This window comes from Acidovorax sp. 99, assembly GCF_003096455.1.
In the GTDB taxonomy this organism is placed as follows: Bacteria; Pseudomonadota; Gammaproteobacteria; order Burkholderiales; family Burkholderiaceae_C; genus Acidovorax; species Acidovorax delafieldii.
The window spans coordinates 1,902,928-1,923,733 of the sequence record NZ_QEKU01000001.1 but is presented as its reverse complement, the minus strand read 5'-3'; the positions used below and the strand labels follow the sequence as shown (position 1 = coordinate 1,923,733).

At 65.8% G+C, this 20,806-nt stretch carries 22 protein-coding genes; 8 read left to right on the top strand and 14 right to left on the bottom strand.

The window, feature by feature from the left end:
• Positions 1–17 precede the first annotated feature (17 nt).
• Both C8C95_RS09035 and C8C95_RS09030 read right to left on the bottom strand, forming a co-directional pair.
• On the bottom strand, positions 18–779 hold the full coding sequence (locus tag C8C95_RS09035; protein WP_116750203.1) for a tRNA-uridine aminocarboxypropyltransferase: 762 nt from the start codon (positions 777–779) through the stop codon (positions 18–20).
• Between the two features lie 29 nt (positions 780–808).
• The gene (locus C8C95_RS09030; protein ID WP_192419261.1) at positions 809–1,429 is read right to left on the bottom strand and encodes a class I SAM-dependent methyltransferase; all 621 of its coding nucleotides are present in this window, start codon (positions 1,427–1,429) and stop codon (positions 809–811) included.
• Between the two features lie 123 nt (positions 1,430–1,552).
• On the opposite strand from C8C95_RS09030, the gene C8C95_RS09025 reads away from it, so the two are divergent.
• The 5 genes from C8C95_RS09025 to C8C95_RS09005 all read left to right on the top strand — a co-directional run bounded on the left by C8C95_RS09025 (position 1,553) and on the right by C8C95_RS09005 (position 5,188).
• Entirely contained in the window at positions 1,553–2,809 is a 1,257-nt protein-coding gene (locus C8C95_RS09025; RefSeq protein WP_116748356.1) for a helix-turn-helix domain-containing protein, read from the top strand.
• Positions 2,810–2,853: 44 nt separating this feature from the next.
• Positions 2,854–3,546 (top strand): PQQ-binding-like beta-propeller repeat protein, encoded by a 693-nt coding sequence (locus tag C8C95_RS09020; RefSeq protein ID WP_116748355.1) that lies wholly within the window; start codon positions 2,854–2,856, stop codon positions 3,544–3,546.
• Between the two features lie 184 nt (positions 3,547–3,730).
• Positions 3,731–4,552, top strand: a complete 822-nt coding sequence (locus C8C95_RS09015; protein ID WP_116748354.1) for a DUF899 domain-containing protein — start codon at positions 3,731–3,733, stop codon at positions 4,550–4,552.
• A 25-nt stretch (positions 4,553–4,577) separates the two neighbouring features.
• Positions 4,578–4,835, top strand: coding sequence for a hypothetical protein (locus C8C95_RS09010; protein ID WP_116748353.1), 258 nt, complete (start codon positions 4,578–4,580; stop codon positions 4,833–4,835).
• Positions 4,784–5,188: a hypothetical protein gene (locus tag C8C95_RS09005; protein WP_116748352.1), complete on the top strand. Its 405-nt coding sequence runs from the start codon at positions 4,784–4,786 to the stop codon at positions 5,186–5,188. Before C8C95_RS09010 ends, C8C95_RS09005 begins: the two co-directional genes overlap by 52 nt.
• On the opposite strand, the gene C8C95_RS09000 is transcribed toward C8C95_RS09005, so the two are convergent.
• On the bottom strand, positions 5,189–5,572 hold the full coding sequence (locus tag C8C95_RS09000; protein ID WP_056056657.1) for a VOC family protein: 384 nt from the start codon (positions 5,570–5,572) through the stop codon (positions 5,189–5,191).
• A 325-nt stretch (positions 5,573–5,897) separates the two neighbouring features.
• On the opposite strand from C8C95_RS09000, the gene C8C95_RS08995 reads away from it, so the two are divergent.
• Positions 5,898–6,494, top strand: a complete 597-nt coding sequence (locus C8C95_RS08995) for a flavin reductase family protein (protein ID WP_116748351.1) — start codon at positions 5,898–5,900, stop codon at positions 6,492–6,494.
• Positions 6,495–6,609: 115 nt separating this feature from the next.
• Here C8C95_RS08995 and C8C95_RS08990 read toward each other — a convergent pair whose 3' ends face one another.
• From C8C95_RS08990 to C8C95_RS08980, 4 genes are all read right to left on the bottom strand, one after another.
• On the bottom strand, positions 6,610–8,019 hold the full coding sequence (locus tag C8C95_RS08990; RefSeq protein WP_116748350.1) for a DUF2130 domain-containing protein: 1,410 nt from the start codon (positions 8,017–8,019) through the stop codon (positions 6,610–6,612).
• Between the two features lie 399 nt (positions 8,020–8,418).
• Positions 8,419–8,826: a hypothetical protein gene (locus C8C95_RS08985; RefSeq protein WP_116748349.1), complete on the bottom strand. Its 408-nt coding sequence runs from the start codon at positions 8,824–8,826 to the stop codon at positions 8,419–8,421.
• Positions 8,810–9,748 (bottom strand): hypothetical protein, encoded by a 939-nt coding sequence (locus tag C8C95_RS23495; RefSeq protein WP_133246217.1) that lies wholly within the window; start codon positions 9,746–9,748, stop codon positions 8,810–8,812. The genes C8C95_RS08985 and C8C95_RS23495 overlap by 17 nt, the downstream gene beginning before the upstream one ends.
• Positions 9,749–9,824: 76 nt before the next feature.
• Entirely contained in the window at positions 9,825–11,711 is a 1,887-nt protein-coding gene (locus tag C8C95_RS08980; protein WP_207780588.1) for a 3'-5' exonuclease, read from the bottom strand.
• 309 nt (positions 11,712–12,020) lie between these two features.
• On the opposite strand from C8C95_RS08980, the gene C8C95_RS08975 reads away from it, so the two are divergent.
• On the top strand, positions 12,021–13,328 hold the full coding sequence (locus C8C95_RS08975) for an MFS transporter (protein WP_116748347.1): 1,308 nt from the start codon (positions 12,021–12,023) through the stop codon (positions 13,326–13,328).
• Between the two features lie 36 nt (positions 13,329–13,364).
• Here the strand turns inward: C8C95_RS08975 and C8C95_RS08970 are convergent, their stop codons facing one another.
• On the bottom strand, positions 13,365–14,123 hold the full coding sequence (locus C8C95_RS08970) for a tyrosine-protein phosphatase (RefSeq protein WP_116748346.1): 759 nt from the start codon (positions 14,121–14,123) through the stop codon (positions 13,365–13,367).
• A 193-nt stretch (positions 14,124–14,316) separates the two neighbouring features.
• Between C8C95_RS08970 and C8C95_RS08965 the strand changes: the two genes are divergently transcribed.
• Entirely contained in the window at positions 14,317–15,147 is an 831-nt protein-coding gene (locus C8C95_RS08965) for a helix-turn-helix domain-containing protein (protein WP_243415659.1), read from the top strand.
• Here C8C95_RS08965 and C8C95_RS08960 read toward each other — a convergent pair.
• The 6 genes from C8C95_RS08960 to C8C95_RS08935 all read right to left on the bottom strand — a co-directional run bounded on the left by C8C95_RS08960 (position 15,108) and on the right by C8C95_RS08935 (position 20,719).
• Positions 15,108–15,446, bottom strand: coding sequence for a DUF2834 domain-containing protein (locus tag C8C95_RS08960; protein ID WP_116748344.1), 339 nt, complete (start codon positions 15,444–15,446; stop codon positions 15,108–15,110). The genes C8C95_RS08965 and C8C95_RS08960 overlap by 40 nt on opposite strands.
• Before the next feature lie 147 nt (positions 15,447–15,593).
• Positions 15,594–15,944, bottom strand: coding sequence for a DUF4124 domain-containing protein (locus C8C95_RS08955; RefSeq protein WP_116748343.1), 351 nt, complete (start codon positions 15,942–15,944; stop codon positions 15,594–15,596).
• Between the two features lie 67 nt (positions 15,945–16,011).
• Positions 16,012–16,614: a YbhB/YbcL family Raf kinase inhibitor-like protein gene (locus tag C8C95_RS08950; protein ID WP_116748342.1), complete on the bottom strand. Its 603-nt coding sequence runs from the start codon at positions 16,612–16,614 to the stop codon at positions 16,012–16,014.
• A 115-nt stretch (positions 16,615–16,729) separates the two neighbouring features.
• Positions 16,730–17,506, bottom strand: a complete 777-nt coding sequence (locus C8C95_RS08945) for a helix-turn-helix transcriptional regulator (protein WP_116748341.1) — start codon at positions 17,504–17,506, stop codon at positions 16,730–16,732.
• 85 nt (positions 17,507–17,591) lie between these two features.
• Positions 17,592–17,813 carry a hypothetical protein gene (locus tag C8C95_RS08940; RefSeq protein WP_243415658.1) on the bottom strand — a complete coding sequence of 74 codons (222 nt, stop codon included), beginning with the start codon at positions 17,811–17,813 and terminating at the stop codon, positions 17,592–17,594.
• Positions 17,810–20,719 (bottom strand): DNA topoisomerase III, encoded by a 2,910-nt coding sequence (locus C8C95_RS08935; protein WP_116748340.1) that lies wholly within the window; start codon positions 20,717–20,719, stop codon positions 17,810–17,812. The genes C8C95_RS08940 and C8C95_RS08935 overlap by 4 nt, the downstream gene beginning before the upstream one ends.
• Positions 20,720–20,806 lie beyond the last annotated feature (87 nt).

The window sequence follows — 20,806 nt, the reverse complement described above, 5'->3', positions numbered from 1 at the left end:
GCCAAAGTGCGTTTTGCTCAGCCCGTGCTGCACACCGCGCGCAGCCGCAGGTGCGTGGCATCGTCCGCAGCCACCGGCAACTGGTGCTTGGCCTGCAGGTAGTGGTGGGTGAACACGTCCAGGTATGCCTCCAGCGCCTGTGCGGCCTGCAGCTCGCCCGCCAGCTCCAGGCACAGCGCGCCGACCTCGGACGTACAGAAGTGGTCCATGCGTGTGGATCGGCGCAGGTGGTAGCGCGAGAGCTGCTCGGGCTGCAGGCTCAGCACGGGCAGGTGGTTGAGGTAGGGGCTCTTGCGGAACATCTTGCGCGCCTCGGGCCAGGTGGCGTCGAGCAGCACGAACAGCGGGCGTTTGCCCTCGGCCTGGGCCACCTGCGTGACCACGCGCTCGGGCGCCACGAACTCGCCGGGGAACACCACATACGGCTGCCACTGCGGGTCGGCCAGCAGCGTCAGCAGGTCGGGGTGCACTTCGGTGCGCGCCCAGCCAAACGCATAGGTGTCGGCCACCACGTCGGCGATCAGCCAGCCGGTGTTGCTGGGCTTGAGGGGCTCGATGTCCGCCATCAGCAGGCACATGCCCGCGCGCGTGGGCCGCACGGGCCGCAGCGCGCAGATGCAGTGGCTGGGCACCAGGCGGCAGCCCGCACAGCGTTCGCCCTTGGGGCCGCCCCGGGCCAGAAAGGGCTTGGCACTGCGGGCCAGCCGCTCGGCGCGCAGGCGTGCCACCGCATGCGGTGGGACAGGTGGTGTGACGGATGGTGTGTCGGTGGTGGCCACGTCAGTCGCCAAGGGGGCTGCGGGCTGTGTCACCGGCCGCCCGCACGTTCCAGCGCAAACAGCGGCAGCTCTGCCAGCGGGCTCAGCCACACGCCACCACCCAGCTCGGTAAAGCCCTCGCCCAGCGTGCGGCGGTACAGCTGTGCGGGGTGGCGGAACATGCGCGGGTCGGTCACCTGCTCGTCCACCACATCCTGCTCCCAGTCCTCGCGCGCGACGGCCTCCACATACAGGGCGCCCCGGCTCAGGCGCGCCAGGTTGCGCATGGCCTTTTGCACGTCCGCCTCGCTCAGGTAGGGCAGCACGCCCTGGCAGATGACCAGGTCGTACGGCGTGCGGGCCTTGTAGTCCACCACCGAGCCGCGCTCCCACCCAAACCGCTGGCACAGGTATTCGCTGAACTCCACGCCGTGGAACTGCGCCTGCGGAAAATGCCGTGCGATCACATCGCGCCACAGGCCAATGCCGCAGCCCACATCCAGCACCCGCCGCACGGGCACGCGCAGGTACTGCAGGTAGCTGCACACGAACGCGCCCAGGCGCTCGGTGTGCGCCGGGTCCACCACGCTGGTCTTCTTGTCGAAGTAAAAGCGCTGGTAGTACGCCTCGTCAAAAATGGCCGCGTCTGCGCTGCCGGTCACTGGTTTCACTGCTGCTTCCTTTTGCCCCGAACCGCCTGCGGGGCAGCCGCACGATGGCGATTCGAGGTGGCTGTTCGAGGCGGCGAGTATCGCCCACGGGAGTGTGGGCCTCTGGCGGTGTAGTCTGCGGCCATGGATTCGCTGATCTCCGCATCCGCCCGCGCACTGGCCGCCGGGGACCCGCTGGGCGCCCTCAAGCGCGTGGCCCTGCGCGACGACCCACCCGCCCTGGCCTTGCGCGGCATTGCCATGGCGCAGCTGGGCGAACACCCCCGTGCGCGCGACCTGCTGCGGCAGGCTGCGCGTGCCTTTGGCGCCCACGAAGCCCAGGCGCGCGCCCGTTGTGTGGTGGCCGAGGCCGAGGTGGCGCTGGCCATGCGCGACCTGGGCGGGTTACCCCGCCCGCTGCTGGAGGCGGCCGACACGCTGCAAGCCCACGGCGACACCGCCAACGCCACACAGGCGCGGCTGATTGCGGCGCGGCGGCTGCTGCGCATCGGCCGCCTGGACGAAGCCGCAGCGGCCATGGACGCCATGGCGACCGCCCCCACAGCGGGCGACCTGCCCCCCGCCCTGCGGGCCATGGCCGACCTGACCCTGGCCGAGCTGGCGCTGCGCTCGCTGCACATCGCCTCCGCCAGCGCGGCGCTGGACCGTGCGCAGGAGGCCGCCGAGCAAGCCCATGTACCCGCCCTGCTGGCTGAGGTGGCCCAGGCGCGCGCCCTGCTGGACCAGCCCGCAGCGCGGCGCGTGGGGGCGGGGGTGGACCAGCCGCTGCGCCTTTCCGATGTGGCAGACCTGCTGGCATCGGGCGCGCTGGTGGTGGATGCATGTCGGCGCTGCGTGGGGGTGGGCGGTGGCCCCTCCTCCACAGACGCCGCCGTGTGGCAACCGCTGGCACGCCGGCCCATCCTGTTCACGCTGGTGTGTGCGCTGGCGCAAGCCTGGCCCGGCGATGCAGGGCGCGAGGCGCTGATTGCGCAGGCCTTTCGCACCCGCCACCCCGACGACACCCACCGTGCGCGGCTGCGGGTGGAGGTGGGGCGCCTGCGCGCGCTCCTGCGGCCGCTGGCGCGTATCGAGGCCACAGCGCGCGGCTTTGCGCTGCAGCCCTTGGACGCACGGCCGGTGGTGGTGCTGGCGCCGCCCATTGATGGCGAGCAGGCGGCGCTGCTGGCTCTGCTGTCGGACGGTGCGGCCTGGTCCACCTCGGCGCTCGCGTTGGCCACGGATGCCAGCCAGCGCACCGTGCAGCGCGCGTTGGCCGAGCTGGAAGCACAAGGCCGTGTGCGCTCCATCGGCCGCGCGCGTGCGCAGCGCTGGCTGGCGCCGCCGCTGTCCGGATTCACGACGATCTTGTTACTCCCTGCTGCGCTGCCGATTGCATAAAGTGGACGCCAAGCCCCCACCGGGCCACCCCACAGGAGCCAACCATGACCGCATGCACCCACAGCGACCCGACACCCGCCACCCTCCGCCGCCACCCTTCACAACCCGCCGAGATCGTGCGCGAATACGGCCCCTTTGCGGGCGCGGACAGCGTGCACGGCGTGACCCACGACGGCCAGCATGTCTGGGCGGCCACGGGGGCGCACCTGGTGGCCTTCGATGCCGCCACGGGCGATACCCGGCGCACGCTGGCGGTGGCCAGCGATGCCGGCACTGCGTTTGACGGCAGGCACCTGTACCAGATCACCGAGGCGCGCATCGACAAGATCGACCCCGCCACCGGCCAGGTGGTGGCCTCCATTCCTGCACCCGGCAACGGCAACGACTCGGGCCTCACCTGGGCCGAAGGCAGCCTGTGGGTGGGCCAGTACCGCGACCGCAAGATCCACCAGATCGACCCCGCCACCGGCGCCATCCGGCGCACCATCGAGTCCGACCGCTTTGTGACCGGCGTGACCTGGGTGGACGGCGAAATGTGGCACGGCACCTGGGAGGGTGACGAGAGCACGCTGCGCCACATCGACCCTGCCACCGGCGCCGTGCTGCAGCAGCTCGACATGCCTCAAGGCGTGGGCGTGAGCGGCCTCGAATCGGACGGTGCCGACCTCTTCTACTGCGGGGGCGGCGGCAGCGGCAAGGTCCGCGCTGTGCGCCGGCCCAAGGCGGCCCGCCCCTGAGCCCCTGACACCTTCAGCCCTTGAGCGACGCGGCGCCCCGCCGCACCCACCACCCCTTGCCACCACAGGCCCTGCGCGCATCACGCGATGTCGCAGGCCGGGGACAGGTGCGCCTGCCAGCGCCTCCCTCCCCACGCAATTCTCCGTCCCGCAACGTCATCCACCATCCACCAGGAGCACCCCCATGAACGCACCCACCCCCCACCCCGTGGTTTCTACCGACGAATGGCTGGCCCAGTGCCACGCGCTGCTGGCCCGCGAAAAGGCCCTGACCCGCCTGCATGACGAGGTCGCCGCGCAGCGCCGCGCGCTGCCCTGGACCCGCGTGGACAAGCGCTACACGCTGGACACCCTGCAGGGCCCGCGCGCCTTGGCCGACCTGTTCGATGGCCGCAGCCAGCTGCTCGTGCAGCACTTCATGTTTGGCCCCGGGTGGGAGCAGGGCTGCCCCAGCTGCTCCTTCATGGCCGACCACATGGGCGGCATGGAGCTGCACCTGCAGCACCGGGACGTGTCGGTGCTCGCCGTCTCGCGCGCGTCGCTGGCCGAGATCGAGCGCTTTCGCCAGCGCATGGGCTGGCAGTTTCGCTGGGCGTCGTCGCACGGCAGCGACTTCAACCACGACTTTGCCGTGAGCTTCACGCCCGAACAGCGCGCACGCGGCCACGGCGAGGTGTTCTACAACTACGGCATGCAGCCGTTCCCCGCCGATGAGGCGCCGGGCATCAGCGTGTTTGTGCGCAGCGATGCGGGCGAGGTGTTCCACGCCTACTCCACCTTCGGGCGCGGCGTGGAGGCCATGATGGGCACCTACCAGCTGCTGGACCTCACGCCCCGAGGCCGCCACGAGACCAACCCCGCCTACCCCATGGACTGGGTGCGCCACCACGACCGGTATGCACCTTCCCAGCCAGCGGCTGGGTCTGCGGTTGGGCCAGCTGCACAGGCGCCACAGCCTTCACCGGCCCACACGGCGCCGGGCGGGTGCTGCTCCACACGGGGCTGAACCACACACGGTTGAGACCGCGACCATGGACGCCACCCTCTGGCCCTGGCTGGCCGCTGCGGCCATGGGGGCACTGCACGGGCTCAACCCCCTCACGGGCTGGGGGCTGGCCACCACCTGGAGCCTCTGTGCGCGTGACCACAGCATGCCGCTGCGCGCACTGCTGCCCATGGCCGTTGGGCACCTGGCCGCCGTGGCACTGACGGCGGCCAGGTGGTGTGGGGGCTGTCGTTGTCGCCACCTGCCCTGCTGGCGGTGGCGGGCGGCCTGGGCGGGGTGGTGATAGTCGCTCGCGTGCGTCTGACGGGGGCGGCGTGGCATCGCCAGCGCAAGCCCGCCCGGCCTGTGGGCATGGCGCTCTGGTCCTTTGGGGTGGCCACGGTGCACGGTGCCGGGCTGGCGCTGGTGCCTGCACTGGCGCCGCTGTGCGGGGGCGGTGGCGCTGCAGGTGGAGTGGCCTCTGGGGGCGACCGGCTCTCCACCCCCTTGCTGTTCGCGCTGGCCGCGCTGGGGGTTCACACCCTGGCCATGCTGGCCGTCACCGGGGCCATGGCCGCTGCGGCCTGCCACAGTGTGCAGGGCGTCCAGCGCTGGCTGCAACGCTACCGGGGTTGCAGCGGGGGGCCTGCCCGTTGATCAGGCCTTGGCCGGGCGGTGCAGGGCGCAGATCTTGTTGCCGTCCGGGTCGCGCAGGTACGCCAGGTACAGCTTGCCGCCGGGGCCTTCGCGCCAGCCGGGGGGGTCTTCGCAGGTGATGCCACCGTTCGCTACACCGGCGGCGTGGAAGGCATCGGCCTGCTCGGGCGACTGCATGGCAAAACCGATGGTGCCGCCATTGGCAAAGGTGGCGGGCTCGCCGTTGATGGGGGTGGTGATGCCAAAGGTACCGGTGGGGCCGCGATAGAAGTAGCGGTTCTTGTTGGCCACCCCGGGCGGTACGCCCAGCGCCCCCAGCAGCGCGTCATAAAACTTCTTGGACCGCTCCAGATCGTTCACACCGACCATCACATGACTGAACATTCATCGTCTCCTGTAGGCCCCTCAGGGGGCGGGTTGTGGCCAACGGTTGGCGTTGGCATGTTAGCGGGTGGCTATCGCCATCGCCGGCGCGGGCCACAAGCCCCTGTGCGGCACTCAGAGGCAGGGGCATTGGGCGGGCCGTGCCGCTGGCCCCAGAGCGCCCCCACAGGCTTCATGGAGGCCGTTTTGAGGCAAAAATGCGCCATGGCGCTAGTGCAATATGCCTGAATAGCTATCTAATTAATAGCAAATGTCGGCAGCGCCCACAGGCTCCACGCACTGCCCCATCCCCTGGTATTGCCCTTTGAACACACCCTCACCCCCCATGCTGCCCACTGCCTCCCACCCCCACTTCACCCCGGTGCCCCTCGGCAAGGCCTACCGCCTGCTCAACCACGGCCCCGTCGTGCTGGTGTCGGCCGCCCACGCGGGCCAGCACAACGTCATGGCGGCATCGTGGGCCTGCGCACTGGACTTTGCGCCGCCCAAGGTCACGGTGGTGCTCGACAAGGCCACCCGCACGCGCGAGCTGGTGGAGGCCAGTGGCTTCTTTGCCCTGCAACTGCCCACCGTGCCCCTGGCCGCGCTGACTGTGGCGCTGGGTACCGACAGCGCCAAGACCACGCCCGACAAGCTGCAGCGCCATGGCGTGCCGTTGTTTGAAGCGCCCGGCCACCCGCCGCAGGCCACGCCCCCGCTGGTGCAAGGCTGCGCCGCCTGGCTGCTGTGCCGCGTGATCCCCGAGCCGCACAACCAGCAGGCCTATGACCTGTTCATCGGCGAAGTGGTGGCCGCCTGGGCTGACGACCGTGTGTTCCGCAACGGGCACTGGGAGTTCGACACCGCGCCGGATGACCTGCGCACGCTGCACTATGTGGCGGGCGGGCAGTTTTATGCGACGGGGGCTTCCATCAGGGTGTGAGCCCGGGTGCAGGGGGCGCGTCGCCGCTGTGGCAGGCAGTGCGGGCTCCTGATCACCGCCTGCAGCGATGGGGGCGCAACGCTCGGCCGCGCAACGTCCGCCGCGCCGCCCTGTCTCACTCCCCGTCCAACATCCCCACCTGCTTCAGCTCTGCAAACTTGGCCGCCATCGTCGGGTTGCCGCGGGTCAGCTTCTTGATCGTGAGGTCTTCGGCCTTGTCATTGGCCAGGCGCAGGTTGTTGGCCGACTTGTGCAGCGCTTCCTTGGTCTTCTCCAGGTCCTTGATGGCCTCGTCAATGCGCTTGACGGCCTCTTCAAACCCGTCCGACGCCAGCCGCCAGTTGCGCCCAAACGCGCCCTTGAACTCCTCCAGCTGCGATTCAAACTTGGTGATGTCCAGGTTCTGCGCCTTCACCAGCGCCAGCTCTGATTTGTATTGCAGCGACTTCATTGCAGCGTTGCGCAGCAGCGTGATGATGGGGATGAAGAACTGTGGCCGCACCACGTACATCTTGGGGTAGCGGTAGAACATGTCCACGATGCCGGTGTTGTACAGCTCGCTCTCGGGCTCCAGCAGCGACACCAGCACCGCGTACTCGCAACCCTTTTCATTCCGGTCCTTGTCCAGCTCTTTCAGGAAGTCTTCGTTGCGCTTCTTGGTGGCCGTCTCGTCGCTCTCGTTCTTCATCTCGAACATGATCGAGACAATCTCGTTGCCCGCCTCGTCCACATCGCGAAAGATGTAGTCGCCCTTGCTGCCGCTGCGCGCGTCGTTATCCTTCTCAAAGTACGCACGCGGAAACGCCGTGGCGCGGATGCGGTTGAACTCTGTCTCGCAGTGCTGCTCCAGCGTCTCGCCCACCATCTTGGTCGACAGCCGCGCCTTCATGTCCCGCAGCCGCGCAATCTCGCCATCGCGGTCACGCAGCTGCAAGGCGTACTGCTCCTTGATGGCGGTCTCTTCGAGCTGCTTTTTCACCACCACCAGGTTCAGGTTGTTCTGGAGTTCATCACGCTCGCGGGCCACCACCGTCACTGCCTCGGTCACCGCCAGCCTGCGCGCCACCTCGGCCGCCTCCAGTTGCGATTTGAGCTGCTGGATCTCCGCATCTTTCTTGGCGGCCACGCCCTGCAGCTCCTGCGCAAGCCGCGCTTGTGCCAACTGGTCCGCGGCCTGCTGCGCCAGCCGCGCACGCTCCAGCTCATTCGCCAGGGCATCGCGCTGTTTTTCCACCGCGTTCAGCGCCTGCGCCACGGCCAGGTCACGCTCCACCGCGCCTGCATCCAGTTGCGCCTTCAGGGCCTGAATCTCGGCATCTTTGGCCGCAGCCGCCTTCTGCAACTCATTGGCTACCTGGGCCTGCGCCAGCGCCACCGCATTGCGCTTGTCCTGCTCCGCAAGCTCCAGCCGCTCATGCAACTGCGCATGGAAGTCCGCATCTCGCACCTGCTTGAGGATGTCGGCGTAGCCGGATTCGTCCACCTTGAAGGCTTTGTGGCAGTGGGGGCAGATGATCTCGTGCATGGGGGATGGGACTCTTCGTGTTGGTTGGACTGGTTTTGGGCCAGCTTGCTGCAGCCGATGCAGGAAGTGGAATGCAGCTATTTTCTAATTAAATAGGGCTGTAGCTATTGTGCAATGTGCGCAATCAGCTATAAAAACCGTAGCAAATGCAGCGCCAGTTCAGCCCATTGGCGTGCACAACTCTTCAAAAAAAACCGTCGATGCCAGCCACAAAGGCAATCGTCTACCCCCAGGGCATCACCTTCAAAGCCCGCATGGGCTTAGCCCCAGCAGCCACGGCGAAGTCCACTGCGTTCTCAAAGCAAAGCGCCATGCTGCTGCTTGAGATTAATAGGATCACCTACCTTTGCTTTCTATTTGAAGAAAGAGAGTGTTTAGCTTCATCAGGCCTATGACATTTCAAACCAATGTGTACAAATTGATGATTGCCAGAAGGAGAAAAAAGAGAGCGATCAAGGTTATATATGTATCTGGAATGTGTTTCGCAATCAAGAGACTCGCTGTCGAAACGAAGCTCACGCCAACCGAATAAGCAGTTGCGTAAAGATAGGTGTTAAATGCGTTTTTCTCATCTAGCCAGCGGTAGAACGGTGTGTCGGCTTTAGAAAAAAAGGTCCAAAAGTAAGCTAGCGCGGCAGCAAGCATCACTGCACCAAAAAGCGTCGCAATATCCAGAGCTGCATTCTTAAAAAAGTCCTCAATTCCAGCCATGGGGCACAACAGACATATCAAGAGGAGAGTGCTCCCTGCAGCAATGATTTCGACTACATATGCCCACCAAACAAGCTTTCTATTCATCTTGCGCATAGACCGGATGTAGCCTGTCTATCTCTGCGGTAATTGCTATCAATGCCCTTTGAGCTTCTTTTGTCTTGGCGTTCGCATGTAAGCCTCTTACGAAATCTCTAAGGCCACGAACATTTCCCCTGGCTGCTGCAGAGCCGGAACTCGCTCTTTCCAGCGCGCCGTTTCTCAGACCCTCAAACTGTACTTCTCCTTTCTTGTATCCCTGCTCAGCCAGCACCGCGGAAGCAAATGGACGAGTGTCCTCGTCTTTTGCCAATCCACTTGGATTTTTCATGTCTTGGGTAATTTCGCGGATTCCACTCCGAGAGAGGTCTTCATATAAGAGCTTCGTGTATCTATTCAATTCAGGGTTGGGAATCCGCAACGTCACACGCATTCTGGTCAAGCGATCGAAAGAGCGAAAGAGACCAATGATTCCATTCTTCTCAGGTACTGGTTCCAGTGCAATCGAGGACCAATACTCATGACTACTGGCAGAACTTGAAAGGATACGCTGGAAGAATTCCAACCATGCTGTTTGGGACAGCTCTGCTGTGTGCTCGATTGCAACCAAATGCCGCGAAAGATCAAAAATGCAAACAGCAGTACTTGCAAGCGGTGGATTTAGGGAAGACGTCCCTGTAGCCATACCCTCATCTGTCACGATTGAACCGTCTCGTTCAATAACACTGCGAGCAAGAATTAAATGGATTAAGTTCCGATTGGGTGAGACAGTGCTTAAGTCTTGGTACTCCCTAACGCTCCACTTGAAGATAGCAGTTCTAGTTCTCTGAATTTGATCGTGCATTGGATCCGTCGCATGTTCCAACACAGATGCGATGGGGCCATCCCCTCGAAGTCTTTTTGGCAACACATCGATAAAGAGATCACTTGCATCCTCTATGTTCAATCTAAAGAGCTCAAACTGAAACTGTCTTGCCAATTTTTCTTCCCCTTATTGCTGATGAAAAATTCGATTGTTGATGCCAGTAGGTTACGGGTTTGCCCTGAAAAGCCGGCTATTGAAACCACGCATATAAAGACTTTCCGAATTGGCTGTGGTCATTGGCTCCGATGAGTAAGCGCTGAGTAGCCCGCGTCGCCGCCACATACAACACCCGCGCCGCCTCCCTGCGCGCCTGCGCCTCGGCCTCCGACTGCGCCGATGCGCCCTCTCCAGGCTCGGTAGCCTCAGCCCCCATGTGCTCCAGCCGCTCCACCCCCGGTATTGCCACCACGGGGAATTCCAGCCCCTTGCTGACCTTCATGGTCATCACCTTCACGCTGTTGGCCAGCGGGTCATAGTCGCCTGGGCCCCGGCGGTTTTGCACGGGTATGCCGCGCTTGTAGAGGGTGCTGGCGCACAGGTCGCGGATTTTTTCGGTGCGGCACAGCACGGCCATGTCGCCCCAGGCAAAGCCATCGGCATGTGCGCCTTGCAGCAGTTCGGCGATCCTGGCGGCTTGTTCGGGCAGGGTGGGCAAGTTAATGACGATGGGCTCTGGGCCGTCGCGGCCGCAGCTCACGGGTTTGACGAGGGGGATGCCGTCGTCGTCGCGGTCTTCGGCGGTGAGCAGGTCGCCCGCGATGGCGTTGGCGGTTTGCAAAATTTGCCGCGTGTTGCGGTAGTTGATCTTGAGGATGGTGGTGCGGCCCTGCGCCTGGATGCCCACGCTTTTGAAGCTGAAGTTCTTTTTGCGGCCGCGCTCGTAGATGCTTTGCGCGTCGTCGTACAGCACCAGCAGGCTGTTGGTTGTGGGGTCCACCATTTGGGTGACGAGCTTGAGCCATTCGGGCGCAAAGTCGTGGCCTTCGTCGATGAGCACGGCCAGGTATTGGCCGGTGGGGATGTGGCCCCGGTCTACGCCGTTGATGACGCGCTGGACCATGTCGGCAAAGAAGGCATCTTGCGACTGGTTGTTGGCCGGTAAGGTCTGCCCGTAGGCTACCAGTTGGGCGCGGGCCCATTTGTGGAAGTGGACGCAGTGCACGCGTTCGCTCAGGCCCTTGGCGGCCATGGTGGCGGCGAGCTTTACGGCTAGCGGCTCGTTGTAGCAAAGCACCAGCACAGGCTTGCCTGCGGCATGGGCGCGGGCCAGGTATTCGGCGCGGTAGCCCAGGATCATGGTTTTGCCAGAGCCCGCCACGCCGTGGATGACGCGGTGGCCGTCGCCCAGGCTGCGGGCCAGTTGCTCTTGCTGCAGGTCCATCACCCGCAGCATGTCGGGCACCTCGGCCTGCATGTCGGCCTCGTCGAACAGGCTGGCCTGCTCGGGGATGCGCACCTGCGGGAAGAGGATCCAGCGCACGCGGTCGATCTGCGGCAGGGTAAGCGTGTGGTAGCGCTCGTAGGGGAACATCTCCCACAGGCGACTCTGAAAAGTCTCGGGCTCCACGCTGTCGGTCATCTCGTCACTGCAGATGACACGGTGGGGCGCAATGGCCTGGCCTAGCTGCGCTTCGGTGAACTGTTTGCGCGTGATGTTGGGCAGCACCACGCCGTAGCTCCAGGCAAACACTACTTCGCCCTGGCGGCGGCCTTCGGGGTGCACAAGGCGCTTGTCGGCGCGCAGTGCATCCAGCACGGCATGGGCGTAGTGGCGAGCCTGGGCGAAGGGGGCTTTGATGGCTTTGGGCTCGCCGCTGGCGGCGTCCAGAATCGTCCAGTCTTCCTTGTCGGCCTGCACGATGGTGCCCAGGCGAAAGTCTTTCACTTCCAGAATCAACAAACCCCGACTGGGGTGCAGCACGATGAAGTCGGGGTGCAGTTGCTGCGGGCCTACGGGTACGTCGTACCAAAGCAGGTAGTCGTCGTCGAGTTTGTCTTCCAGCCTCTCGGCCAAGCGCTTTTCTCCAGAGGTCATGCGCCGCAAGCACGCACCCAGTGCCGGTATCAATGTCGCCATGCCGCCAGTTGCCTCCCTATGTTGTGCACTGCATATCTTTGTATGCAGTTGTTAAGGCACTTTAGGTGGTGTGGGGCAGTGGGGCGCAACTTTTCGATGCCAAGCGTGTTGGCGGGCGCTGGTTGAGTGGGCCGCTGCAGAAGGACTTAGGTAGCCAAGACCATTCAAACCATATTGGCCTGTAGCGCTTATCCAATAAGCGCTGGCAGCTATCAATTCCATATCAATCAACTAACGCCCCTCCGGCACAGGGCGTGCACTGGCGCCGCCCTGCAAGTCCCTGCAGTGCCGTCAGGTAAATTGCCCCGCATGCCGAACACCTCTTCGCCCCCCTCTGCCGCCGCCCCCGCATCCCTCATCGACTCCCGCCAGGCCGCGTGGCGCCTGCTGACCACGCTGGGCCTCGTCGTGCTGGGCAACAGCAGCATGTATGTCGTGTCGGTGGTGCTGCCCGCCGTGCAGGCCGAGTTTGGCGTGGGCCGTGCGGATGCGTCGCTGCCTTACACGCTGATGATGGTGTGCCTGGGGCTGGGCGGCATCTGGACCGGGCGCATGGCCGACCGGCATGGGCTGATGCCGGTGCTGTGCGTGGGCGCGGTGGCCGTGTGTGGCGGGTTTGTGTGGGCTGGGCTGTCGGGCAGCATCTGGGGGTTTGGGCTGGCGCACGGACTGATGGGGCTGATTGGCAGCTCGGCCACATTTGCGCCGCTGATGGCCGACACCGCGCTGTGGTGGAACAAGCGGCGCGGCATTGCGGTGGCGATCTGCGCCAGCGGCAACTACATTGCGGGCGCGCTGTGGCCGCCCATCGTGCAGCACGGCATTGAGCTGATCGGCTGGCGCCACACCTATGTGCTGCTGGGCATTGTGTGTGGGGTGGGCATGCTGCTGCTGGCACTGCGCATGCGCCAGCGCGCGCCGGTGGCGCAGATGGATGCAGCACCAGCAGCGGTGGCACCGGCCGCGTCGGGTGCAGCGCCCTCGCCGTTGCCGCTCGACCGCAGCCGCCCGTTCGGTCTGCGCCCGCTGCATGCACAGCTATTGCTGTGTGTGGCGGGCGTTGCGTGCTGCGTGGCCATGGCGATGCCGCAGGTGCACATCGTGGCCTATTGCACCGACCTGGGTTTTGGCGCGGCGCGCGGGGCCGAGATGCTGTCGCTGATGCTGGCCTGCGGCATCGTCAGCCGCCTGGTGTCGGGCGTGATCTGCGACCGCATTGGCGGCGTGCGCACGCTGCTGCTGGGGTCGGCTTTGCAGGGGGTGGGGCTGGCGCTGTTTTTGCCGTTTGACGGGCTGGTGCCGCTGTATGTCATCTCGGCGATGTTCGGGCTGTTCCAGGGCGGCATCGTGCCCGCCTACGCCATCATCATCCGCGAGTATTTCGCCCCACAGGAGGCCGGTGCGCGGGTGGGTGCGGTGATCATGGCCACGCTGATCGGCATGGCGCTGGGGGGCTGGATGTCGGGCTGGATTTTTGACCTGACGGGCAGCTACCGCGCGGCGTTTTTGAACGGCATGGGGTGGAATCTGCTGAATCTGTCGATCGTGGGCTGGCTGTTCTGGCGCGTGCGCCAACAGCGCGCTGTGACAGCGCGGCCGCAGCACAGCCCGGGGTAAGCCGGGCAGGCGCCGCCAGCCGGCACCATCAGCGATTTAGGCCGTCTGCAGGTAGCGCCCTGCCAATTCTTTCTGCGCGGCGGCGTCCACGTCCAGCACGTCCACCAGATAGGGCTGCAGACCGCCATAGTCGTTGTCCACCATGTGCAGAGCGGCATCCAGAAACTCCTCTTGCACGCGCCAGAGCACGCGCAGCACTTCTTCCGGCGCGTGGCTGCCCATGCCCGGTGGGGGCTGGTAGAGCGTGTTGGTGAGCAGGTAGTCGTGCATGACCACATCGCGCGGCACGCCCAGGGTCAGCAGGATGAGGGCGGCGGCAAAGCCGGTGCGGTCTTTGCCTGCGGTGCAGTGGAACACGGTGGGCGCGTCGCTGGCCAGCAGCAGGCGGAACAGCTCGGCAAAACGTGGGGCGTTGTCGTGCACAAAACCCCGGTAGGTGTCCTGCATCAGGCCCACGGCGTCTTGCGCCGTGAGCTGGCGGCCGGTGCGTTGCAGCTCCAGCGCGCGCTGCACCACGGTGGGTTCGATGTGCAGTGGGTGGTAGGCCACGCCGGGCAGTGCGTAGGCATACGCGGCGCTTTCGGCCTGGCCGCGAAAGTCCACCGCGCGGGCCACGCCCAGGTCTGCCAGCAGGGCCTGGTCCTCGGGCGTCAGGCCCGCCGCCAGGTGGTCAGAGCGGAAGATGCGGCGCCATTTCACCGGGCGGCCATCATGGCCGGTGTAGCCGCCGAGGTCGCGGAAGTTGGTGGCGCCTGCGAGGGGGACGGACCGGGTGGGGGATTGCTCTTGCTGCATGGTGCTTGGCACGGTTGAGTGGTGGGTGGTGAGTGGGATACGAAAGCAACAAGGATAGTCGGGCACTGCGGCAGCTGCATGTCGCACGGGTGGCTGGAGGAAGTCGAGTACGACGGCTGACTGGCTGACCACCCACCCCGAAAGCCGCCGCCTGCGCCACGTCGATATGCAGAATGCGGGTATGCAGCGCTTGGTGCCCGTCCCCTCCGATTTGCAGCCCTGGCTGATGGCCGCCGTGGTGGTGGACGCCCCGGCGGCGCTGGCGCAATCGCATTTCCCGGCCATGGTGGCGAGCATGCTGGTGGTGCGGCTGGCCGGGCAGGTGGTGTGCCGGGGCGCGCCCGTGCCGCCATCGGCCTGGATGAGCGCCAGCACCACGGCCACGGTGTACGAACACAGCGGGCCGGTGCGGGCCGTGGGACTGGTACTGCAGCCTGAGGCCGCAGCGGCGCTGTTTGCCACCGCGCGCGGGCTGGTGAACACACTGCGGCCGCTGGCAGACCTGGTGGGCCCTGGGTGGGCGGAGGTGGAACACGCGTTGCGGGCAGCCGCGGACGATGGTGCGCGGCTGCAGGTGCTGTGCGACTTCATCCGCCAGTGGGTTGCGCCGCCATCGCCCTGCGAGGCGCGGCGGCAACAGGCGCTGGCTTTGCTACACGCGGCCAACGACGATGCAACAGACGCGGGCCAGCGTCTGGGCCTGAGCCAGCGGCAGTTTGAACGCCGCTTTGTGGCGCACTGGGGCATGGCGCCCAAGCAGTTTCAGGTCATTGCACGGCTGAACAGCACGCTGGGCAACGCCCTGGCCGCGCCCGACAACCCGCTGGTGGAACTGGCGGTGGACCAGGGCTACTACGACCAGTCGCACATGGCGCGTGATGTGCGCAGGCTGGCGGGCCAGCCGCTACAGGCCCTGGTGCAGGGCAGCCGCAGCGCGGTCAGCGAACACTGGCCCCTGCAAGTGGGCGCGCAGGCGCAGCTGGGTCAGCCGCCGGAGGGATCCGCGTCCCTGCGCAGGCGTTGAGCCAGGTACAGCGGCATCACAAACGCGAGCCCGATACCAAAGCAGGCCGCGATGCAGGTCCAGCGCCACGCGCCCAGGCGGCGGTCGGCCGCCACCCAGGCTGAGAACGCCACGGCGGCCAGGTACACATCGCAGGTGATGCCGGTGGTGAGCGCGTTGGCAAAGGCATCGCGCCAGAAAACATCGGGCATCACGCTGCCGCCGCCCAGAAAGTACAGGGTGTTGAAGTACCAGGGGATGGCCAGACCGAGGGCGGCCAGCAGAACAAGAAAAACGCGCAGGGGTTGGTGGTGGTGCATCGGTGCATGCGGCCCCCAAAGAAAGAGAGAGGCCTGGGGTAGTGAATCAATGCACCGATTGAATCCGCGCGGCCCCCTCGCGGGCTAGGAAAAAAACGACATGCCCACCACAGGCCTGCACGCCAACCACAGCTGGCCGCCAGCCGCTTACTGCGCAGGCGGTAGCGACGTGACTGCGCCATCCACCGGCAGCTCCTGGCTGCCCTGGGGGCAGGGCCGGTCGGTGTAGGTGGTGCGGCCGTCCCGCACGCATTTGCGCGGCTGCGGCGCCACGGGCTGGGATGCGCCCGCCTGCGCGGGGCGGACCTGCGCAGCAGCGGGGCGCTTGTCGGGCGGCAGGGACTCGGGCCCGGGGCGGGTGATCTTTTTCCAGGCCTGTTCGGTCCAGGGTCCGGCCTGGGGCAGCCACTGGTCGGCGGTCCACCACGCCGCTGCTGCGGCGGCCAGCAGCAGTGCGGCCAGAAGGGACCAGAAGGCTCGTTCGCGGGGGCTGCGCATGGGGTGGGCCTGTGATGGGGTGGGTGACTGCCGAGCTTAAAACATCACAGTGCCCCACCCCACACGGTCACTGCTGCTTGCCTTGGGCCGCAGGGCGCCCGTAGCGCGCGGTGAGTGTGGCCTTGCCCAGGCTGTTGGCGTTGATCACGTAGCCCGCCAGCGCAGCGGTGGCGTCGGCAGGCAGGTCCAGGCGTGGCACCTTGAGTGCATGCACGGTGAAGATGTAGCGGTGCGGCGCTTCCCCCTCGGGCGGGCACGCCCCGCCCCAGGCGGCGGCGCCGTAGTCGATGCGCACATGGCTGGCGCCTGCGGGCAGCTTGGCGCCGCCAGCAGCACCGGCGTCGGGCTGCAGCTCGGTGACGCTGGCGGGGATGTTCACCACCGACCAGTGCCACCAGCCCGAGCCTGTGGGGGCGTCAGGGTCATACGCGGTGACGGCAAAGCTCTGCGTGCCTGCAGGCACACCGTTCCAGCGCAGCGCGGGCGACTGGTTCTCACCTGCGCAGCCGAATCCCTTGAACTCGAAACGCTGGGGCAAGGTGCCGTCCGCCGCAAAGTCGGGGCTGCTGAGCGTGAACGCCTGGGCATGGGCAGCCAATGCCAGGCCGATGGTGGCAAGCGCCGCGATGGAGGTAAAAGCGCGACGGGGGCGTGAAAGTGGGTGGCTCATCCAAAAAGCTCCTTGCAGTAGCGGTGTGAAACAAGGACTTGATGGTGCGGTGTGCCACGCCTTCGCACTGGCCCTGCGGCATCAAAGGCTGTGCGCTGTGCGTCAGCCGCAGTAATCAGGGCCTCAGTTGCGAGGGCGGAAAACCAAAACGCTCGCGGAACGCGGCGCTGAAGCGGCTGTGCGACTCGTAGCCGCAGCGTGCGGCGATTTCGGACACTTGTAGCGTGGAGCTTTGCAGCAGAACCAGCCCCGTCTCCAGCCGCACATCGCGCAGGCACTGGCTCACGGTTTCGCCCTCTTGTGCCAGGCGGCGCTGCAGGGTGCTGGCGCTGGTGGCAAAGGCAGCGGCGATACGCTCCACCGTCCAGTCAGCCTGCGGGCTGGGGCCCACCAGACGGCGCACCCGGTCGGCCCAGCCCAGCTCGCCGGGCGGGGCGAAGACGATGCCTGCCTCGGCCAGCATCAGCAGCACCTCGAGCGCGCGGTGTTCGCGCAGCGCCTGCGAGCTGGCATCGCTCTCCAGCGCGGCCAGGGCACGCCGGTAACTGTCTTCAAATGCCGCATCGGCCGCCAGGCCCGCACAGCCCTGCACCGCAGGCACGGCCGCAAACTGGCCGAACTGGCGGTGAAACTGCTCCACCAGTTCGGGTGCAAAACACAGCAGTCGCGCCACATAGCGGCCTTGCGGGGCGGGGTCGTTGACCACCTCCCACTGCGCGCCACGCGGCAGCACAAACACCCGCCCGCTGGGATAGCGGTGCGCCCCGCCCGGTGTGACCAGGTGCTTGGTGCCAGAGACCACCCAGCCCACCGAATCCATGCGCACCGTCACAGTGTGGATGCGGTGGTGCACCGTGGTGGCAATCTGCAACGACAGTGCGGGTTCGACCATCCATTTCTCCCTTGCGGCTCACGTTCCATCATCCGTCCGGCCCCGTGCTGGTTGAAGACGGGCTGCGCGCGGTGGCAGCTTGCAGTCAGCGGGTGCGCTCCCGCGTCACGTTCACGTCGATATCGCCAAACACGGTCACGCCGCTCGCGCCCTGGGGCTGCTGCTGGCTGGCCGGGTCGCTGGAGCGCGCGGAGCCTGTGGTGGTGCAACCCCCCAGCGCAGCGGCAACCGCGAGTGCCACCAGCGCGGTGCGGCAGACGCTGCCCGCCATCGACGCGATAGGCACCACGTTCAGCGGCTTCATCATTCGCCGCCCAGGTGGTTGCCCAGAATGCCCGCCAGCTCAAACATGCCCGCGCTGTCCTTGCCGAACACGGCGCGCAGCTTGTCATCGGCCACGATGGTGCGCTTGTCCTTGGGGTCTTGCAGGTTGTGGGCCTTGATGTATTCCCACATCTTCTTCACGGCCTCGGGGCGCGCCACCGGCTCGTTGCCAATCACGGCGGCCAGGGCTGCGCTGGGGGCCTTGCCCGCGGCGGCCTTGCGCGGGGCTTTGACAGCCGTCGTTTTGGCTGCGGCCTTCTTTGCAGGAGCTTTTTTGGCGGCAGCGCTAGTGGCTTTTGCCTTGGTTGCTATTGTTTTTGAAGCGGCGCCCGGACGGGGTGGGAACTTGCTGGGCGCGAATTCAAAGTTGACTTTGCCCGCCTCCTTGTCCCACGCCAGGTGGGCCTTGAAGTTGCGGCGCGTGCGCATGCTCACGAACTTGTCGAGCAGGTCGGTCTTGCCGGTCTCCAGCAGTTTGTGCATCTGCTCGCGCTCCACGGGCTGCTGCAGGATGATCTTGCCGCTCTTGAAGGTGCAGCTGGGCGTGGGCTGCGCCGCGGTGGGCACGGCCTTGCTGCACACATAGTTGCTGCCGTGTTCGTGCACTTCCGATCCGCAGATGGGGCAAGGGCCGAGCGCGGCGTCTTCAAACTCCACGATCTCGCCAGACTCTTCGCCCTTCTTGTCGTCGCCAAAGTCGAATTCGAGCTTGTAGTTGTGCGCCTCGTCGTCGTACTTGATGACGATCTCGGACGTGAAGGGCCAGCCCGCCTTGGAGCGGAAGCCCTCCAGCGGCCCGATCTTCTTGTCCCGCAGCAGGGCATTGGCCTCTGCCGTCTCGAACGTGCGGCCTGCGGGTGATTTGCCGAAGCTGAATCCACAAGGCTCCGCGCCCGCCTTGCCCACGCAAGCAAAGCGGCGGTAGTTTTCCTTCACCACACCGCCGCAGTTGGGGCAGGGCGATTCAAGCGTGGCGTAGTCGCCGGGGATGGTGTCGCGGTCGTATTCCTTGGCCTTCTTGACCATGCGCTCGGTCATGGCGGCGATCTCGGCCATGAAGGCTTCGCGGCTCAGTTGGCCCTTTTCCATTTGCGAGAGCTTGTACTCCCACTCGCCGGTCAGGTCGGCACGGCAGAGTTCTTCCACTTCCAGACCGCGCAGCAGCGTCATGAGCTGGAAGGCCTTGGCCGTGGGGATGATTTCGCGGCCTTCGCGCAGCATGTACTTTTCGGTCAGCAGGCCTTCGATGATGGCCGCGCGCGTGGCAGGCGTGCCGAGGCCTTTTTCCTGCATGGCTTCGCGCAGTTCGTCGTCGTCGATCTGCTTGCCCGCGCTTTCCATGGCGCCCAGCAGCGTGGCTTCGGAGTAGCGGGCGGGGGGCTTGGTCTTGAGGCCCTTGGGGTCGGCGGCCAGGGTGTTGACGCTCTCGCCGGGCTTCACCGGCACCAGGTTCTGGCCTTTGTCGCCGTCCTTGCCGCCTTCGACTTCGTCAGCCGCTTCCTTGCCATAGATGGCCAGCCAGCCCGGCTTGACCAGCACCTTGCCTTCGGTCTTGAAGCTGTGCGGGGCCACGGTGCTGATGCGCGTAGTGACGGTGTATTCGGCACTCGGGAAGAACACGGCCATGAAGCGGCGCACGACCAGGTCGTACAGCTTTTGCTCGGCCTCGCTCAGGCCCGACGGGGCTTGCGTGGTGGGGATGATGGCAAAGTGATCGCTGACCTTGCTGTTGTCGAAGATGCGTTTGGACGGGCGGATGTAGTTGTTGTTCAGCGCGGTGAGCGCGTGGGGCGCCAGGTGGCGCATGCCGCTGTCGGCCAGCATCTCAAACGTTTGCTTGGCCACGGGCAAATAGTCTTCGGGCAGCGCGCGCGAGTCGGTACGGGGGTAGGTCAGGGCTTTGTGGCGTTCGTACAGGCTTTGCGCCAGGGCCAGCGTGGTCTTGGCCGAGAAGCCGAACTTGCCGTTGGCCTCGCGCTGCAGGCTGGTCAGGTCGAACAGCAGGGGCGACGCCTGGGTGGTGGGCTTGCTCTCTTCGGTGACCGTGGCCTGCTTGCCGCGCACAGCGTTGGCTATTGACTGTGCCTCGGCGGCGGACCACACGCGGTCCGCGCGCATTTCCACATCCTCGCCCTTCTTCCACTTGGGGTCGAACCACTTGGCGGGGTACTCGCCGGCTTCCGCGCCAAAGGTGGCGTGGATTTCCCAATAGTCGCGGCTGATGAACTTGCGGATCTTCTCCTCGCGCTCCACCACCAGCGACAGCGTGGGCGTCTGCACCCGGCCCACGGTGGTCAGGAAGAACCCACCATCGCGCGAGTTGAACGCCGTCATGGCGCGGGTGCCGTTGATGCCCACCAGCCAGTCGGCCTCGGACCGGCTGCGTGCAGCACTGGCCAGGCCCGCCATCTGCTGCTCGGTGCGCAGCGCATCAAAGCCGTCACGGATGGCCTGGGGCGTCATGGACTGCAGCCACAGGCGCTTGACGGGCTTGCCCAGCGGCTTGGCGCCACCGGCGTACTGCTCGATCAGGCGGAAGATCAGCTCCCCCTCGCGGCCCGCGTCGCAGGCGTTGATGAGCTGTGTCACGTCCTTGCGCTTGGCCTGCTTGACCACCGCGTTCAGGCGGCTCTTGGTCTTGTCCACGGGCTTCAGGTCAAAGTACGGCGGGATCACAGGCAGGTGCGCAAAGCTCCACTTGCCGCGCTTCACGTCAAACTGCTCGGGGGCCTGGATCTCCACCAGGTGGCCCACGGCGCTGGTGACTACATAGCGGTCGTTCTCGAAGTGGTCTTCGTGCTTCTCGAACTTGCCCGCCACGGGGGTCAGCGCGCGCACGATGTCTTGCGCCACCGAGGGTTTCTCTGCAATTACCAGGGTCTTGGTCATTTTTTGGTTTCTCGCCAGTCTGGCTGTCCGGCATCCGGCCGGTCGCTTCTACAATTCGTTGCCTCACGCGTACACGCGCACGCGCAT